14 protein-coding genes and 4 pseudogenes are annotated in these 17,562 nt (G+C 58.8%); 3 read left to right on the top strand and 15 right to left on the bottom strand.

Annotation, left to right across the window (positions count from 1 at the left end; genetic code table 11):
- Positions 1 to 506: 506 nt before the first annotated feature.
- The 6 genes from AC244Q_RS33690 to AC244Q_RS33665 all read right to left on the bottom strand — a co-directional run bounded on the left by AC244Q_RS33690 (position 507) and on the right by AC244Q_RS33665 (position 5,691).
- On the bottom strand, positions 507 to 1,892 hold the full coding sequence (locus AC244Q_RS33690) for a DegQ family serine endoprotease (RefSeq protein WP_128407098.1): 1,386 nt from the start codon (positions 1,890 to 1,892) through the stop codon (positions 507 to 509).
- Positions 1,893 to 1,985: 93 nt separating this feature from the next.
- A complete protein-coding gene (locus AC244Q_RS33685) occupies positions 1,986 to 2,351 on the bottom strand; it encodes an SPW repeat protein (protein ID WP_128407099.1) in 366 nt (121 codons plus the stop codon).
- A 306-nt stretch (positions 2,352 to 2,657) separates the two neighbouring features.
- Complete coding sequence (locus tag AC244Q_RS33680) at positions 2,658 to 3,413, bottom strand: ETC complex I subunit (RefSeq protein WP_128407101.1); 756 nt, start codon at positions 3,411 to 3,413, stop codon at positions 2,658 to 2,660.
- A gap of 71 nt (positions 3,414 to 3,484) precedes the next feature.
- Complete coding sequence (locus AC244Q_RS33675) at positions 3,485 to 3,994, bottom strand: Hsp20/alpha crystallin family protein (protein ID WP_128407102.1); 510 nt, start codon at positions 3,992 to 3,994, stop codon at positions 3,485 to 3,487.
- A gap of 81 nt (positions 3,995 to 4,075) precedes the next feature.
- Positions 4,076 to 4,549 (bottom strand): Hsp20 family protein, encoded by a 474-nt coding sequence (locus AC244Q_RS33670; protein WP_128407103.1) that lies wholly within the window; start codon positions 4,547 to 4,549, stop codon positions 4,076 to 4,078.
- Between the two features lie 896 nt (positions 4,550 to 5,445).
- The gene (locus AC244Q_RS33665) at positions 5,446 to 5,691 is read right to left on the bottom strand and encodes a hypothetical protein (RefSeq protein ID WP_128407104.1); all 246 of its coding nucleotides are present in this window, start codon (positions 5,689 to 5,691) and stop codon (positions 5,446 to 5,448) included.
- A gap of 1,375 nt (positions 5,692 to 7,066) precedes the next feature.
- Between AC244Q_RS33665 and AC244Q_RS33660 the strand changes: the two genes are divergently transcribed.
- Positions 7,067 to 7,252 (top strand): hypothetical protein, encoded by a 186-nt coding sequence (locus tag AC244Q_RS33660; RefSeq protein WP_128407105.1) that lies wholly within the window; start codon positions 7,067 to 7,069, stop codon positions 7,250 to 7,252.
- Positions 7,253 to 7,372: 120 nt separating this feature from the next.
- On the opposite strand, the pseudogene AC244Q_RS33655 reads toward AC244Q_RS33660, so the two are convergent.
- The 5 genes and pseudogenes from AC244Q_RS33655 to AC244Q_RS33635 form a co-directional block, all read right to left on the bottom strand.
- Positions 7,373 to 9,601, bottom strand: a pseudogene (locus AC244Q_RS33655) (ATP-binding protein).
- A gap of 1 nt (position 9,602) precedes the next feature.
- A complete protein-coding gene (locus AC244Q_RS33650) occupies positions 9,603 to 9,734 on the bottom strand; it encodes a hypothetical protein (protein ID WP_260690485.1) in 132 nt (43 codons plus the stop codon).
- A 63-nt stretch (positions 9,735 to 9,797) separates the two neighbouring features.
- Complete coding sequence (locus AC244Q_RS33645; protein ID WP_128407139.1) at positions 9,798 to 11,486, bottom strand: ATP-binding protein; 1,689 nt, start codon at positions 11,484 to 11,486, stop codon at positions 9,798 to 9,800.
- Complete coding sequence (locus tag AC244Q_RS33640; protein ID WP_128407106.1) at positions 11,473 to 12,993, bottom strand: ATPase domain-containing protein; 1,521 nt, start codon at positions 12,991 to 12,993, stop codon at positions 11,473 to 11,475. The genes AC244Q_RS33645 and AC244Q_RS33640 overlap by 14 nt, the downstream gene beginning before the upstream one ends.
- A 159-nt stretch (positions 12,994 to 13,152) precedes the next feature.
- A complete protein-coding gene (locus tag AC244Q_RS33635) occupies positions 13,153 to 13,362 on the bottom strand; it encodes a hypothetical protein (protein WP_487764170.1) in 210 nt (69 codons plus the stop codon).
- A 158-nt stretch (positions 13,363 to 13,520) separates the two neighbouring features.
- Here AC244Q_RS33635 and AC244Q_RS33630 point away from each other — a divergent pair.
- A pseudogene (locus AC244Q_RS33630) lies at positions 13,521 to 13,728 on the top strand (LysR substrate-binding domain-containing protein); the annotation flags it as partial.
- 480 nt (positions 13,729 to 14,208) lie between these two features.
- A pseudogene (locus AC244Q_RS33625) lies at positions 14,209 to 14,337 on the top strand (SOS response-associated peptidase); the annotation flags it as partial.
- A gap of 398 nt (positions 14,338 to 14,735) precedes the next feature.
- Here the strand turns inward: AC244Q_RS33625 and AC244Q_RS33620 are convergent.
- From AC244Q_RS33620 to AC244Q_RS33605, 4 genes and pseudogenes are all read right to left on the bottom strand, one after another.
- Complete coding sequence (locus AC244Q_RS33620; protein ID WP_128407107.1) at positions 14,736 to 15,707, bottom strand: alpha/beta fold hydrolase; 972 nt, start codon at positions 15,705 to 15,707, stop codon at positions 14,736 to 14,738.
- Between the two features lie 183 nt (positions 15,708 to 15,890).
- Positions 15,891 to 16,781, bottom strand: coding sequence for a LysR family transcriptional regulator (locus tag AC244Q_RS33615; RefSeq protein WP_128407108.1), 891 nt, complete (start codon positions 16,779 to 16,781; stop codon positions 15,891 to 15,893).
- A gap of 72 nt (positions 16,782 to 16,853) precedes the next feature.
- Positions 16,854 to 17,159: a hypothetical protein gene (locus AC244Q_RS33610; RefSeq protein ID WP_128407109.1), complete on the bottom strand. Its 306-nt coding sequence runs from the start codon at positions 17,157 to 17,159 to the stop codon at positions 16,854 to 16,856.
- A gap of 23 nt (positions 17,160 to 17,182) precedes the next feature.
- Positions 17,183 to 17,535 (bottom strand): annotated as a pseudogene (locus AC244Q_RS33605) (DUF1348 family protein).
- Positions 17,536 to 17,562: the final 27 nt, after the last annotated feature.

Genomic DNA, 17,562 nt, shown 5'->3' with positions numbered 1-17,562 from the left:
GCAGCGCAAGCGTCGAGGGCGGCCGCAGGGATCGTCGTGTCATGTTGCCCATGCACCAGAAGCACCCGAGTTTCCCTACTCGCGGAGGATATCCGCTGAGGCGGCAGAAGTCCGGCGAAGGAAACCAGCGCGCCGATCCTCTATCGTCTGGACGCTACCGCATCCAGCGCGACAATCGCGCCCTGCGAGAGGCCGATGATGCGATCCTGGCGTCGTCCATCAGTCCGTCGATTGCTTCGCGAGCTGCTCGGATCCGGGATCGATCGAGCGGGTTTCCATCCGTGCTGAACCACTGATGCCATAACGATGTGGGAAGGGAGCGTCCGGTGCTGCGAAGCCGGTGATCGGCAGGCTCGCGTGCCAGGAGGCGAGCGGCATAGGCTGCGCGCCGGATGCACCGATCCCATGCAGAAAGATAACGAGCGATGACCTGCATGGCATAAGGATACAGTCAATGAACGCACAGAGGGCGCTCGCCCCGCATGAGGGAGCGCCTGACGGTCCTCCTACCGGATTACCAGAAGGAGTCGCGCGCCCTCACGGACCAGTTCAAGCGCCAATACGCCGGGTTTTTCGGCAATCCTGCGCTGCAACTCGGTGACGGAAGCGACCGGAACTCTATTGAGCGCGACGATCATGTCACCTGCTTGAAGGCCAGCACCGGCGGCCGCGCTGCCGGAAGCCACCTTTTCGATCACCACACCGTGACCTCCGGCTTGCTGCGCCTCTTCGCCAGAAGCATTCCTCATCATAGCGCCCTCGAGCGGCGTGCCGGAGAGAGCTGCGGATGACCGATCGTCCATGGCAATGGTAGCCGTGATCACCTTCTCCTCGTCGCCGCGCTTCACTGTGAGGCTCACCTTGCTCCCGGCAGGCATGAGGCCAATGCGGTTCCTGAGATCAGTCGCACCACCGATCGGGCGTCCGTCGGTTGCGGTGACCACGTCTCCGGTCTTCAGCCCGGCCTGTTCAGCCGGCGAGCCCGACTGGACGTTGGCGATCAGTGCGCCGCGGAGGTCACCGAGTCCGAGAGCCTCCGCCAACTCCGGCGTCAGATCCTGAATGCCGATGCCGAGCTCACCGCGCTCCACCTTGCCGTGCGCGATCAACTGGTTCATGACCGTCGCCGCCATACTGCTCGGCACGGCAAAGCCGATACCGACGTTGGCGCCGGCGGGGCTTAGAATTGCGGTATTGATGCCGACCAATTTGCCGTCGAGCGTCACCAGGGCACCACCTGAGTTTCCGGGGTTGATTGAGGCATCTGTCTGAATGAAGTCCTCGTAACCTTCGATATTCAGGCCGCTTCGCCCCAGCGCGCTGACGATGCCTGACGTAACAGTCTGGCCAAGCCCGAACGGATTGCCAATCGCCACGACATAGTCGCCAACCTTAAGCGCATAGGAATCCCCGATCTGGATAGCGGTAAGATTTGCAGCATTGACCTGCAACAGAGCGATGTCCGTTTCCTTGTCGCTGCCGATCAATTTGGCCGAAAGCTCTCGTCCATCCTTCAGCGTTATTGAAATCTCGCTGCCGCCGTCGACGACGTGATGATTGGTGAGAACATAGCCTTTTGCGGCGTCGACGATGACGCCGGATCCTGCGCTCATCCTCGATCGTCGTTGCTGTTGCGGCAGACTGAAGTACCGGCGGAAGGTGGGATCGCTGAAGAGAGGATTGTCTCGCGACGGTGCGCGGGAGACGACCGCGATGTTGACGACGGCCGGCGTGACTTGTTCAAGCATCGGCGCCAGGGATGGAGGTGACGCCGAAGCGGTGCCGGATTCCGGCGTCTGCGCGGTGACCGGCGCTATCGTAAGCAGGATTGCTGCAAAGGCGATCACGACCGACGCGGCAATCCTATGAAATCCCTGGAGGATATCGAACATGGTTTGCTCCTTGGATTTGACGGGAGGTCAATGCCGCCCAGCCCAATGCAAACAAAGAAGCGGGCCCGGAGTTCCGGGCCCGCTCGTTTTGCCTCAGGTGGTCGACAGCGGGCGGTTGTGGGTAAACCAGATGCTGCCTGCGGCCAAAACCGCGACCACGATGCCGGCAATCAGATGTGCCCACATCGCAGCGCCCACAGCCGAGAAACCCAGAACCCATGGCGCCACTACGGCCCAGACGCCGAGCACGAGGTTGATCCATTCTTCCGCCTCGTAAAATGCGAAGAGAGCGGCGGCGGCGATCACGGCAATGGCAAGGCCGACGATCCAGGCATTCCACGCTGCATAGGCCTCGGTTGCGAAACCAAGGAGCCAGGGTGACAGGAAAAGAGCCAGCCCAGCAACGATATTGATGATATCGAATGCTGCACGGTCCTTCGAAGACTGAGATTTCATCATTGTCGTTTCTCCTCACTTGTTTGCATCATCATTGAACCGCCTCCGGTGGCGTGGAGACGGGTGCTGCAGCGGCGATTGTTCGCCGTTGCCGCGAAGGTGAGTGGCCGGATCGGCGGAGTGAAGTCGCTTTGTTCCTGCCGGTCCGCCCAGAAAGGGTGCGAGCTCGCTGCTGGAGAACGGATCCAGCCTCGGCTCCGCCCCTCGATAAAGGGCGCGGCTTCGTGCGGCCGCAGCCATAGTCAGCGCGAACCTGTTGGGCAGGATCTTCTCGCAATCGAAGACGATAGATGGGTTCATGGCTCCACCTCACGCGGCATCTCGGTTGATCGTCGGCTGAAGATCTCGCCTCTCGACGTTGCGCTCGAGGTCAAGCAGTGCCTGCTCGACCTCGTGAAGGCGCGACGGCCGGTTGTTCTCAGGCATTCCCTCGTTGATTGCCCGGTCGATCAGGTACTCCGTCCAGGCCCAGTTCATCAGGATCGTCCGCTTTGCTTGCAGCGTCAGCGTGCGATCGCGGACAACGTCAGCGGGCGATGGCCATGTTGCGGGACCATCGTGGGTCTGCAACCCGGCGCCCAGTGCCTGTCCGTAGCTCTCCTGACGTGCCGCGAGGCCGAGCCGTAGCAATGTCGAGTCGGAGAAGGCATGAGGTCGGTACGTTCGCGGGCGGGTTCTCTGCTTTGCCGCCGGCTTATTCACCCGACGCTGCACCCTGTAGGTCAGCCCCTGCCGCTCCGCATAACGGATTGCTGATTCAAGGGTTGGAAATTCCAGCTCAACCTGTGGGAGCGTGTCGGTACTACCCGTATAGCCCATCAAAGGCTCGATGAACGGTGCGCTACGGCGCTCGAAGACGAGCTGCCAACCTTTCGTTCGCGGGGTGCCTGACGTCATCACCGAGCGCGATGGCTTGAAGATTCGGGCGACAGCACCCTCGGGAAATACTGAGCGGCCGAATGACAGAGGCTGCCGCTGGTTGTCATTTGCTGGCCACGTATCCGAAACAGCCGTGTTTGGTTTCTGCGTCTCTCTGTTGTGGGTCTCTCTGTTAACGTCCATCATCATATCCCTCCCTATCGGCGAAGGATGCCGGCGGCCGCCGCAAAGCCGGCCGCCGGTCGCTCATCGGTTGGTTAGCTCTTGATGGCGATCCGCTTGACTTGCGACTGCGCCTGTTCACTCTTCGGCAAGGTCACCGTCAACACGCCGTTTCTGAATCGGGCGTCGATATTGTCTTCCTTGACTTCCGCACCGAGCGGAATGCGACGCTCGAAGCGGCCGTAGTAGCGTTCGGAGAACTGGCGATCCTTGTCCTCGGTCTCGGAGTGCTTTTCGCCTTTCAGCGTCAGCACGCCGTCATTGAGCAGGACTTCGATGTCCTTTTCCTCAAGTCCAGGCACCTCGGCCGTCACCGTGATCTCCTTTTCGTTGTCGGAGATCTCGACGTTCGGCCATCCGCCACCAAAGCCACTGCGGCCAGTCAACGACGGAAAGTTGGAACCGAAGCCGCGGAATGCGTCGTCGAACAATCGGTTCACCTCGCGATGCAGGGACAGGAACGGATCACGATCGTCATCACGCAAAAGGCTGGGAGCCTTATGGCCGGTGTTCCCGCTCCAGGGAATGAGATCACGAACACTCATGTTTTTCTCCTTTCTCTTGGTTAGCAGCGAAGCGCGCATATCGGCGCCGGGCGTGCCCGGCACCGACGTGCCTTTCGAGGCTTAAGCTGTTTGCGTCTCAGCTTCGATCTGCTTGGTCTCGAACTTTGGAAGCGCCTGGCCAGTTCCGATCTCGATCTGGCGCGGCTTCATTTCTTCGGGAATCTCGCGCTTCAGATCGATGATCAGCAGTCCGTCGACGAGTTCAGCGCTTTCGACCTTGACATGGTCGGCAAGTTCGAAGCGGCGCTGGAAGCTTCGCTGAGCGACGCTGCGATGAAGATACTGCACGTCGTCATCGCTGTCCGCCTTCCTGCCCGCGACCACGAGCAGGTTCTGCTCCTGCGTCATCGACAGTTCGTCCTGGGAGAATCCCGCCACCGCCATTTCGATGCGGTATGCATCCTCACCCGTCTTGAGGATGTCGTAGGGCGGCCAGTTATCGACGGTGTCGATCCCGGCTTGAAGCGCACTTAACATTCGGTCAAAGCCGATGCTTGACCGGAACAGGGGAGAGAAATCGAGGTCTGTCCTCATAGCCATATCCTCCTTTGAAGCAACATGGATACAAGGAGACGCCAAGAGCGATCCGGCGTCTCCTGGACTTTGCCGGTCCCAATTGGGCTACCAGCATAGATCATTTAATTCAGACGGTTACCGGTTCAAGAGGGGTCGGGGCATCAAGAATGAAAAATTGAGTTTGGCACGCTATTCGGCCGGCGTGAAACCGGTAAATGCTATCAGACAGGAGGTAAGCGGTACTACTTTGACTTTGGCAGAAACCATCGCCTCGACGGTCACGGGCGGGCGGCGAAAGGGCGCCAGACATCGCCAGCCAGCCAGGCTCTCAAAAAGAGCCCCGCGTTTGAACTGCGGGGCTAGTGAGCGTACATGGAAAGGGGATCATCGAAGGCTAAACCTTCAGATCCGGCTGCCAAACGCATTGAAGCCGAAAAAGTTCCGACACCGCTGATGAAGACCGAGCATTCCCTGGTGATGGACGTTGGGGCTGTCTGGCGTGTGGCTTCTGAGAACTCCGGGCTAGCTTAAGTGGCGACGGCAAAACCGCGCGATCGACCAAACAAGCTCATCGCCCTCGATGATCTGGTATCTATTGTCGCCGGTGCGGACGGGGATCTCCATCGCCCGAGTCGGAACGCGTGACATTGCACTAGCGTGTTTCGGAGGTCGGTTCGTCCAGACGTGCGCGCCTCGGATGAGGGAGACGCCGAGGTTGACCGACTTCTGCCCGTGCTTTCCCAAATAGCGCTCGGCCGAGGCGCGGCAAGTCAGGGGTCGCACAAGACACCTTGCGTCCTTCCCGAGCGGAGGACCGCACGAAGAACAAAACTCAGTTTCAACACAGCTAAAGCAGGGAAACGAGTTGCCAGCCCAGCCGCCCAGATCTTGTCCTACCGCAATAAGGCCGGCATCTACAAAAGCTCCCGCATCAGCTTCGCTACGTTATCGCGGTCGAATGGAATGTTGCGACCGTGGACGCGGATGTGGAGAACTACCCCGAGCGGGGTAGCGTCCAATGCCTTAAGATAATCCATTGCTTCTTGCATTGTCGGAAACGTCTTTTCGTCTGCAAGGAAGCCATCACGGACGAATGTGATCGTGGTTGCGCACTCGCCATATATGGCCAAGGTCTCTTTTGCGCTGAAGTTATCGCTCATCTCGCCTGCTCCAGTCGGAGGCAAAGCCATTTCCGGGCGAGCTACTGCTGTTGCTGGCCGCTTTCGCAGTGTCGGTGCACTGCGCCAGTTCAGCCTAGGCTTGTCCCGGCGTGAAGAAAGCCAAATACGCCACCGCTATGATTACCGCGACGACGACGATAGTCAGCACAAGTTTGACCATGCCTTTGGTGGCTTTTGCTCTGTGTTGCTCATGCCGATAAAACTTGGGTGAACTATGTAAGTTCCGCCGCTCGGCACTACTGACCCGTTAGCAGCTTAACGACTTCCTCAATCGTCTCTCTCAGCGGATAATAACCCGGTGCCCGTGCTTCTAACATGGATGTGAGTGCTGTTGTCGAGTGTTCACAAAGCAACAACGTGTTTCGGATTAATGAAGACGATGGCGGGTCCGTCCCAGGTAAATGACAGGGTCTGGAGTTCTCGCGTGCCGCATGTAGTCATTGTTGTAACGGAGCCCGCGCATCACGCCATTTAGCCCAATGCTCCCATCGCACCCTCCGCTACCTTCCGACCCGTGTTCCGGAGCGATGCCGTAGCGGGTGAATGGGACGGCTTCGATCTCGATGAAGGCAGCCGCAGGCACACCGTGGTGCAGGTCCGCCAGTAGTGGCATCCGGTCGGGACTGACAACCCTCTAGGATGATTGTGGGCGTTAACTTCGGCCGGCGCCCTTATTGGCCGCCCTGCGAGGTTGTGGCACGACGCGAGCGTGAGGCGGATATCCTGTAGTTTAATAGGTAGACTCTAACTTACGTTTAAGTTTTAGTTAAAATACATTCACTCTGTATACAGATGGCGGGCGGCGTTTTCCGCAGCTGATGCGTTAAGACGCCATGCAACAGACGTACCTCCAATGGCGGCTCTCCGCCCAAGCCGCTACAAGCTACCGCGCCAAATTCACCTTGGCGACAGAGATCCTGAGATCTGACATGTCTCCTCGCTGGCGCCTGATCCGAAAGGACCGGAACTTCCCGGACAAGCTTAGAAATCTCGGGCTCGCGGCAGTCACCTCCGGATTGATCTATCATCGTCATCCAGCGGGATATCTAGAACCGGCTTTCTCTCGAGATTGGCCAAGCTCGCGAATGTCCTCTACCCCTATCCGATGGAGATGGAACCGGCAGGTCGCAGTTAAAACTCCACGGCACACATCCGGTCGATAGCTCCACCACCAGAAAATACCCGTCCTCGACTTCGCCGGCTAGCCACTTCCATCGGCTTCTTATTTGACCATCCGATCATCATTCTCAATAATAACAAAGGACCAAGAAACGATGGAACAACAGCGCGGGCGCGTCGTTAGTTTCGCGAGGCCGATGAGGGTCTCGAAAGAGTCAAACCAAGGAGAAGTCAAATGGCCAACCAAGGTGGAAGCCACGAACAGCACGTCAAAGCCGGCCAGCAAAGCCACAAGAACCAAGGCGCGAAATCCGCGTCATCCGGTTCGGCAGGCCGCGAGGACAATTCGCGTGGCACCCAAGGCGGTTCGCATGAGCAGCACGTGAAGGCTGGTCAGCAAAGCCATAAGAACAGCCACTAAGGCTATGTTTTACCTGGATGGGCCCGCGCTTCGGCGCGGGCTTTTTGTCTGGAGAGAAACGGAGCTCGTCGCGGCGCGGCCACGAGCTCTCAGCCTGCTACGCCTGATGACCTGCTCGAACTAATTGCATGGCTTTCCGGTGCCCAGCAGTTCCGGCAAGGTCGCCGTGAGGATTAGCCTCAATGCGCAGTCGCGACTTGTGCCGTTAACCCGCACCGCCAGGTCCTCGAAGGAGAATGGCTTGGGCAGCAAATGCACGCCCTTGTCGAGTCGGCCCTGAGGGACGATGGCGTTGCGAGAATAGCCTGTCGTGAACAACGCCATGAGCGTGGGGTCTGTCTCACGCGCTTTGGCAACCACGTCGGCGCCGCTCATGCCGCCGGGCAACACGACGTCCAAAAAGATCAGATCGACTTTGCCGTGGTTCGACAGCGCCTGCAGGGCCGCTGGGCCGTCCTTGGCTTCGAGTACATGGTAGCCTAATTCGCGCAGTGACTCGACCGAATAGGCGCGAACGTCCGGGTCGTCCTGGACGACAAGGATAACTTCGCCGGGTGCAGCCTCGGGGATAGTAGGTGCCTCTACGACCTTTTCTTCGGCTCCGTCTGCGTAGAGCCGCGGCAGGGAAATTTTCACCGTCGTTCCGTCGCCGACTTCCGAGTAGATCTTCACATGGCCCTTCGACTGCTTGACGAATTCGTAGACCTGGCTGAGACCAAGCCCGGTGCCCTTGCCCTGATCCTTGGTCGTAAAGAATGGTTCGAACACGTGCGACAGCGTTTCGGCGTCCATCCCCGTCCCAGTGTCGGAGACGCTGATGGCGCTATACTGCCCGGGGGGATCACCTCGGCATGCGATGAAGCATAGGCTTCGTCCAGATGGGCATTGAAGCTTTCGATCGTTAGCTTGCCGCCATCAGGCATCGCGTCACGCGCATTGATCGCAAGATTGAGAAGCGCGCTTTCCAGTTCGTTCGGATCGGTCTCCGCCTCGAGCACCACTTCTATGTGGAAAATTTCTCCAAGTGTCCGGTGCAGGAGCTCCGACATGCCGCGGATCAGGCTGTTGGCGTCGATCGGTTTGGATCGAGCGACTGGCGGCGGGCAAAGGCCAACAGTCGCAGCGTCAGAGCCGCTGCCCGTTTGGCGCCGTTCATCGCCTGTGAGGCTGCCCGCCGCAACCGCCCCGCTTCCGCCGCTAGGTTCCATATAAGGGTGTCGAGATTGCCGACGATGATCTGCAGCAGGTTGTTGAAGTCGTGGGCGACGCCACCCGTCAACTGCCCGACCGCCTCCATTTTCTGGGCCTGCCGCAGCGCTTCGGCGTTCCGTGTGAGTTCCTCGGTCTTCTGTTTGACGAGATGCTCGAGATTGGTGTTCAAGTCCTTGAGCGCCTCTTCCGCCCGGCGTCTTTCCTGCAGCTCGCGTTGGGCGGCATCGAACAGGCGGGCGTTGTCGATGGCGACCGCAGCTTCGCCGGCGAGGCCAGCGAGACCGCTTTCCGATGCCTCATCGAACGCGCCGATGTCAGCATGCCCGAAGAACAGTCCACCAATTACCTCGCCCGTTCGCGAGATGACTGGCACGGCCAGATAGCTCCGTACAGGAGGATGACCTTCCGGCATCCCTTTTCGTGGCTCATTCTTGCCGTACCGGCTGTCCTGGGTGATATCGGCGGAACGCACAATCCCCTCTCCGAGAAAGGTCGGTGCAAAGACAGCCGTATTGCGTGGCATGGGAAACTTCGAGAATGCCTCGCGAGGTACACCGGATAGCGTGTAGAGCATGTAGCTCTCGCCCGATGGATTGATGACGTTGTAGAAGAATGCGCCGAACTGCGCTCCGGTAAGCTCGACACCGGCATCCGTCACCAGTTGGACAACTTTTTCCAGGTCGTCCTCGCGCGCGAGGTTTGCTCCGGCTCGATGGAGGATCTCAAGCGCGCGAGTCCGCTCCCGAAGCGCCATCTCGGTCTCGCGCTGCTCGGTGCGATCTCGCAGCACTTTCACGAAACCAACTAACCCTTTGGCGTCATCGAGGATTGGGGTGGTCTCGCCTACGGCCCAAATGCGGCCACCGCCCTTCTGCAACCGCCATCCCTCGCCGCTTCCCTTTCCCCTGGACCTGGCGTCGGCCAGTTCCGCCTCGAGCAGCACGGCAGCTCCTCCTTCCGGCGGAAAGATCGCCACCAGAGTTTTGCCCAGCATTTCGTCCTGCGACCAGCCGAGGAGAGCTTCAGCGCCCTTGCTCCAGCCGGTGATTCGACGTCGAGCATGATGATCCCGGTATCGACGGCGCTGTCGAGGACCGGCTGGAGGCGTTCGGCGGGGAAACGGGAGGCAGTGTTCATTCTATGACCTGGTCGTTGTGGTGGAGATGGCGCGGTGCGACTGGAAATCCTCTGTTTGCATCGAAAGGATGTCGTGAGAAATCAAGCGCTCGGCAAGCGGCGAGGATGGCGCGCGCTCGGCATCGATCGCCATCGCGACACCCCCCCAACGATGACTGGCGAAAGCGAGCCGCTTCCGTTGTTGTTGGTCGCAGACTCAATTCCCATCTCCACCGGCCATGGTTCTTCGGAGCGCTTCCGCGAGCTCCGCCAGTTGATAGGGCTTGCGCAGGATCTTGATCCCCTGGTTCTCCGCCGCTTGTTTGGCTGCCTCCGAATAACCGCTGGTCAGCAGGATGGGCAGATCTTTGCGGCGTAGGCGGATCTCTTTTGCCAGCTCCACACCGTTCATGCCACCTGGCATCATGATGTCGGAGAACACCAGGTCGACAGCGCGGTTGTTGGCCAAGGCACCGAGAGCCGCGGCGGCCGTCGCTGCCCGCACGATCTCAAACCCCAACTCGTCGAGCATCTCAGCGACGAGCGCCGCGACTTCGTCGTCATCTTCGACCAGCAGGATGTTGCCGGCAGCTTCTGCCCGCCGCCGCCCGACCTGCAAGTCGACCAAATGGTGCTGATCAGGGGCGGGGTGGTTCGGGGAGCGTGGCAACAGCAGGGAGATCGTGGTTCCCTTGCCGACTTCACTGTCGATCTCGATCCTCCCACCGGACTGCTGAGCAAACCCGTGAACCTGCGCGAGACCGAGGCCCGATCCCTTGCCGATGTCCTTCGTCGTGAAGAAAGGCTCGAATACCCTCGCCTTCACCTCACGCGTCATTCCGCAGCCGTCGTCGGCGATGACGAGGCGGACAAAGTCTCGTTGACCGTTGGCTTCAGCCTCCGCCACCTCATTCTCGGCAGTGATCTTGATCGTGCCGCCCTTAGGCATCGCGTCGCGTGAGTTGACTGCGAGGTTCAAAACAACGAGCTCCAGTTCGCTCGCATCGACCTCGACCGCCCACAGGTCTGGCGACAGATCGATGACGACATGGACGTCGCCTCTCAAGCTGCGGTCGAGCAACTCGCGCATGCCGCCGATCTGGTGGGCCAGGTCGATGGTTTGCGGTTTGAGCTCCTGACGCCGGGAAAAAGCCAGCAACTGCCGTGTGAGGCCGGAGCCCCGCTCGGCGGCTTGCCGCATTCCATCCATCAACCGCTTGCGCCTCGCCGGATCCGTCTGGCGGTCAAGCATCTCCAGACCGCCGGAAATGACCATCAAAAGGTTGTTGAAGTCGTGGGCGACACCCCCTGTCAGCTGGCCGATCGCTTCGATCTTCTGGGCCTGACGAAGTTTCTCCTCGACTTCTGCCCGGACGCGCATCTCGTCGCGCAGGGCCTCGTTGGCCGTTTCGAGCGCCTCCGTCCGTGCCAGGACGAGTTTCTCAAGCTCCTGTCCAGAACGCTCCCGCTCTTCCAGCAGCGCGCGAAGTTCCAGCTGTCGCGTTCTTGCACGAAGCGCCGCCTGGATCGTGCCAACAAGCGTCAGAGCCTGCACCGGGCGCTCAAGGAGAGTCACATTGCGCAACCTGGCAATCAGGTCCTGTCGCCATGCTTCGATGCCCACTTGTTCCTGGCGGCTTGTGAGCAGGACGAAGGGAAGATCTGACCACGGAGGCTGGTCCGCGACCCATCTGAATAACGAGTTGGCATGTTTTCCAAAGAGGGCTTCTTCTGCAAGAAACGCTGCTGAGGCGCCGGCTTCCAGTGCTGTCACAAACGCAGAAAGATCGCCGCATGCTTTGGAAGCGATCCCGTTGCGCATAAGCAGGTCAACCGAAGCGGCCGCATCCCTGCCTACCGGAGCAAAGACGAGGACGGGCTCGGGGTGGAATTTACTTAATGCCATCATGTCCGTCAGCTGAATTTACTACTGGAGCCACGGTAAAATGAGGCGATCCCGCCAGCACGCCGACGAAACCAGTGGTCGGCGGCCCAAGCTTTATGCCTTTATCGGACAGGCTGAACTCGCGCACGCTGTGCTCGTGCCGGCCGCTTCGTTTCTTGACGACCGAGATCGCCCGGCGCACCGAGCCTTGCACCTCGAAATAGCGCAGCATGACGACGGAATCGCTAAGGTAGCTCAAGTCGAGCGGGGCTTCGAGGGGGCCAACGAGCCCATGTTGAGCGAGAACGAGGATCGTCACGACACCGCGCTGGCCGAGATAGGTCAGCAGTTCGTGCATCTGCAGGATTAGGAAACGCTCGTCTGGCATCGCATTCATGTAGCCGTTCAAGCTGTCGATGACGATGACACGGGCACCGTCGCTCTCGACGCTTCTCTGGACGTTAGCCGTGAACTCGCCTGGCGAGAGTTCCGCCGGATCGATCTGCTGCACGCGGATCATCCCGCTTTGCAAATGTTTCTGCAAATCGAGACCCAGGGTTTTGGCGCGTGCCTGCAGGGTTCCTCGCCCTTCGTCGAAAGCGTAGATGACTGCGTACTCGCCCCGGTCGGCGGCAGCCAAAGCGTAGGTCAGCGCGAGCGACGACTTGCCAACGCCGGCGGCTCCAAGAAATAGCGCATTCGTGCCCCGCTCGAGCCCGCCACCGAGCATCTGATCGAGTTCAGCAATTCCGCTGGAGGTGAACTCCTCATCAAACGCCTGATGGTGGTCTGCGGCAATCAGTCGGGGGAAAACATGCAGCCCTCCCTTCTCGATGATGAAATCATGATAACCGCCGCGAAACCTGATGCCGCGCATTTTTACGACCCTTAGGCGCCGACGTTCGGCGCCATAGTCGATCGCGGTCTGCTCCAGCAGGACAACCCCATGGGCAATGGAATGAAGCTGCAGGTCATTTTGCTGAGATGACAAATCGTCGAGAAGAATGACGGTACACTGCCGGCTGGTAAAATAGTGCTTCAGCGCGAGCACCTGCCGCCGGTAGCGCAGAGGACTGTGGGCAAGTAGGCGCAATTCGGAAAGACTGTCGATGACGACCCGCTTCGGATTGAGCTCGGAGACGCGGTCCAGGATAAGCTTCGTCGTCTCATTTAACTCCATTTCCGCCGGATGAAACACCGTCAGCTCGCGATCGGGATCGAGCGTCGTTTCCGGAGGAACAAGCTCGAAGAGGGTGACGCCATCGAGCGACCAGCCGTGACGTTTGGCGACGAGCTTCAGTTCGCGTTCCGTCTCAGACAGGGTAATGTACAGCACCCGCTCACCTTGCCGGACGCCTTCTAGGAGGAATTGCAGCGCTATCGTTGTTTTGCCAGTGCCGGGGCGGCCCTCATAGAGGTAGAGCCGGTTTTCGTCCACACCGCCGTCGAGTATGACATCAAGCCCCTCTACGCCGGTGGAAATGCGCGGGGCGTCGATGGTCTCTACTTCGTCTGATCCTTCGGACATGGTCTACCTACACAGCGAGAATAAGAGGTGAAAGCATATAGATCGCGGGCGTTGAGCCTCAAGTGGCCGGAACAGCGAGCTTTGGCTGGACGGGCAGTGCTAGGACAAAGGCATCGGAAATGTCGCGTCGTTGCTTCCTTGGCTATCGCGTCCGGGGACTCAGCGCTCAACAAGTGACGGGGAGACATCCAATGGGATGGAAGCTGCGGCACGACTCTCACGTTCAGACTGAGCAAGGCGGTCGAGGAGAGCATTGAATCGGTCATCGGACTGGATAGGCTGGTGCTGAGGGAGGTCTTGCACTGCGCGGCGAACGGATGGTTCAAAAGCAAGTCTTACGATCTGATCCGACATGCTGATGTTCATCATCAAAGTATCCCCTACCGAGCTGGCATAACGCGCGAACGCGCATTTCGTTCGCTCCGCAAGATAATGAGACGGTGGAGGCCATGCCTCCGTTGCCTGCAGCGTGACGCTCGGGTCCATGGGTCGCGAGTCGCCCTGGAGGATTTCTCAGGCACGATCATATCCGTGCCGGCGTCCTTGCTGACATGGGACTAGCAGTCACCTCTGACTGGATGTTCGCACCGGAACTGGCAAGCGGCGCAGTTCAGCGACTGCTACCGGACTGGACGCTTCCAACGATTGATCTTTGGGCCGTTTTCCCATCTGGCCGCCTGGTGAGCGCCAAGGCGCGCGTTTGCCGATTTCGTCGGAGACATACTGGCTAAATAGTGGATGCGACGCTGGCTCAGTTTTCCAGCCCGAAAACCCCAGCGTGTCTCCAGTGACCTCCTTGAACGGATCTGAACCATCGACCACCTACCCAACGAATTAACGGTTGAGGTGTAACGCGCATTTATGGAACCGGCTCATCTCTGATGATCAATGGTCGGCCGGATATCGATATATGTCACCAACATCCAAAGCAACGCCAGGAACCCAATTTATTCTTAGCCTCATTCCGCAGCACTGAAATCCAACCTTCGTTATCGCCTCGAGTGGCGTTTCGACGCCCAGTAATTCGAAGGCAGAAGTAGCTATGAGTTGAATTCCGTAGAGGCTTCTGCCCTCCAATGAGGCGATTTCTTTCAGGCTGCGTCAACGGGCTATCCACCACAAGCACGAGCTAGCCAAAGGCGACAAAATCGTAGCTCTCGACGCAATGTCATTATCCTCTGCTCCGTCAGACTTGAGCGAAGGGCATGGCCCGGCATGTGCAATCTTTATCGGATGGAAGACAAGGACTGGGTCGCGAAATGGGCCCAGAATGCCGAAAGCCTGATCAACCTGATGCCGGCCTACCAGATGAACCCCGACCAGATGGGGCCGATCGTCCGGAACAATGTCGCCTTCAAACGGATACCACGCTATCGCTGACGCACTTACGCCAGTCACATTTGAAGAGCACATTTGAAGACTATCGCGTCGGGCTATTCAACGTTGAACAACCTCTTGATCCAATCGGCGAGACCATGCGGTGGGTCCGACGTTTCAGCTAATTGCCTGGACAGCGTTGAAAGAAGACACCTGAGATTTTTTTGCCACGCGCGTAAGGATCAGGGCCTGGCCTCGAAGGTAGTCGAACCGCAGCCCAACACAAGCATCTAGTGATGGCATCCAGTTTGCAATGGTTTCCCGACCAGACTCAGCAGGCGTTCCTAAACAAATGAACGCCTGCAACATCGAAGGCTACAGGCTTCCCGCAACCAGTAAGGCAGTTACAGGAAGCCAGCGGCGTTTCAATTGGCGACCTTGCGATCAAGGAAGCTTCGAATGAGCGGCGCCATCTCATCCAGCTTGTCTTCGAGTGCGAAATGTCCCGTGTCCAAGAGATGGAACTCTGCGTCAGGAAGATCGTGCAGATAAGGATGCGCGCCTGCTTCCGGGAAGATCTGGTCGTTCTTGCCCCAAACGATCAGCGTCGGCGGCTTGCGATCGCGGAAGAAAGCCTGGAGCTGCGGATATAGCGGCAGGTTGGTGCGGTAGTCGTAGAACAGGTCAAGCTGGATATCCTTGTTGCCCGGCCGGTCGAGTAGAGCCTGGTCGTGGACCCAGTTGTCAGGACTGATGCGGGTCAGGTCCTTGACGCCGTCGGTATACTGGAACTTGGTCGTCTCAGGCGCGACGAGCACGGAGAGTGCTTCGCGGTCCTTCTTCGCTCCTGATTTCCAGTAGGCGCGGATCGGGTTCCAGAAATCGCGGATACCTTCGTCATAGGCATTGCCGTTTTGAACGATCAGGCCGGTGACGCGGTCCGGGTGCTTGAGCGCCATCCGGTAGCCGACAGGTGCGCCATAATCCATGACATACATCGAATATTTAGCGGCGCCGAGCTTGGTCAGCAGCGTATCAACGATATCGGCATAGTGGCCGAAGGAATATTCGAATTTTGCGTGATCGGGCGCATCGCTCTGTCCGAAGCCCGGGTAGTCAGGAGCGATGACGCGGTAGCGGTCTGCCAGCGACGGGATCAGGTTGCGAAACATGTGGGACGATGTCGGAAAGCCGTGAAGCAGCACGACGATGGGGCCGTCGGCCGGGCCGGCTTCGCGATAGAAGACGTTGACGCCATCGATCTTAATGGAGCGATAATGGATCGTTGCAGGCGCCTGCTGAGTGATGGCAGGTGTTTCGGCGAAGGCTATCGTGGCTGGAGCGGAAGCAAAGATGCTGGCGGATGCGAGAAGCAGTGCGGTGAGAGTACGAGACATTGTGGTTCTCCTCAGGAGTGATTGCGAGCGGCTCGTTGCCTGCAATCACCATCGCTCTTCCTGCCTGGAGGGTGAATGTCCATATTGGACAAGGGATTATTGCATCTGATGATATGAGTGCAACAGAATGGGCATGCCAAGAGCAACTTGGTCACCGACTATTTGACCCTTGAAAGCCAAACATCAATTCAAAAGCCGGTTCTCGCGTAGCCTGGCTGCAGCCATATCGACGAAGGCACGGACCTTTGCTGGAGCATGCCGTCCTTCAGGATGGAGTATATGAATTGGCAAAGCTGGTTCCTCGAACTCGCTGAGAACGATCTGGAGTTCTCCAGCGACGAGGGCTGGACCGATCTGGTAATTGAGAACCCTGGTCAGGCCCCATCCCTCACGCGCGGACTGTATCGCTGCTTCGTTCGTGTTGCATTGCAGAGCCGCATCCACGGATATGCGCAGATCGTTGCCGAATTTCCACTCAGGTGAAGCCCATGCCGCTGTCGATGCAGCGATGCGGTGGTCTTTGAGATCGTCCGGCGAATTCGGAACGCCGTAGCGCTCGAAATACTTTGGCGAACCGCACATGACGCGACGGACACTTCCGACCTTGACGGCAGAAAGATTTGAATCCGGGAGATGGCCGATTCGCACAGCGACATCGATGCCCTCCTCCACGATGTTGACCGGTCGATCGATGAAGAGGGTCTTTGCTTTCATAGTCGCGTATGTGTCGAGATAGCTCGTTACGATCGGGAGGACGTACATTTGGCCGAACAGCGCTGACGCGGTTATGGACAGAGTTCCCGTCGGCGTAGCATAGGAGCCGCCGGCGGCCGCCTCTGCTTCAGCGATATCGGCCAAAATCCGGCGGCAGTCTTCAAAATAACGAACGCCCGCTTCGGTCATCTTCACCGAGCGAGTGGTTCGCACCAGCAGGCGAGCCCCGATCAGGTCTTCAAGCGAAGCAACCGCTCTCGTGACGGCTGGCGCGCTCATGAACATCTGGCGAGCGGTGTCTGCGAAGCTCTCGGTTTCGGCGACCTTCACAAAGATCCTCATTGCCTGCCACCGGTCCATCCGCGTCCCCAATCACGTTTGTTTCCAGCACCTTAAGTGCTCGAAACCGAAGCCTCAAGAGGCAACTCATGTTCAGGCAGCCCGCGCACGAAGAGAAAGCGCGATGCGTTCGATTTCATCACAAGTTTCCTCGGAAATGCCAGCGCGTATTGCGCGCTGGCGGGTTTCGCGACAGGCATCCAGAGCAAGTGATACGACGATCGATGTATTGAAGTCGAAGCTTGAACCCCGCCTTGCCACATCCATCTCGGCGCCGGTCATCCCGAGGGCACGACCGGCTTCCTCTTGTTTGGCGAGTAGAAGCTTGCTCGCTTTCGTTCCTGTGAGGGCCAGCTCGATTGAAAGTCTTGCCCGTGGATCAATTAACGAGCCAACCATTGTTCATCTCCTCGGGTTAAGGCTTAAAAGCCGAAATCGCTCAGGCCGGGATGGTCGTCTGGTCTGCGGCCGAGGGGCCAACGAAACTTGCGGTCCGCTTCAGCGATCGGATGTCCGTTGATGCTGGCATGACGTTCCCGCATCAGGCCATCCTCGGCAAATTCCCAGTTCTCATTGCCATAGGCGCGGAACCACTGACCGCTGTCGTCGCGATATTCGTAGGCGTACCGGACGGCGATACGATTGCCGGTGAAGGCCAGAGTGTATAGGCAAGCGCCACCTTGGCGGGATCGCGACTATTCCAGCCATCTTCTGCAAGGCGGACCTTTTCGATGGCGCTTTCTTGGGTGAATGGCGGAAGTGGAGGGCGGGACATGTTCAATTTCCTCTGGGGCGGGAGGCG

The sequence above is a fragment of the Rhizobium sp. CB2179 genome (assembly GCF_057653455.1).
This window is presented reverse-complemented; position numbering and strand designations above follow the sequence as displayed.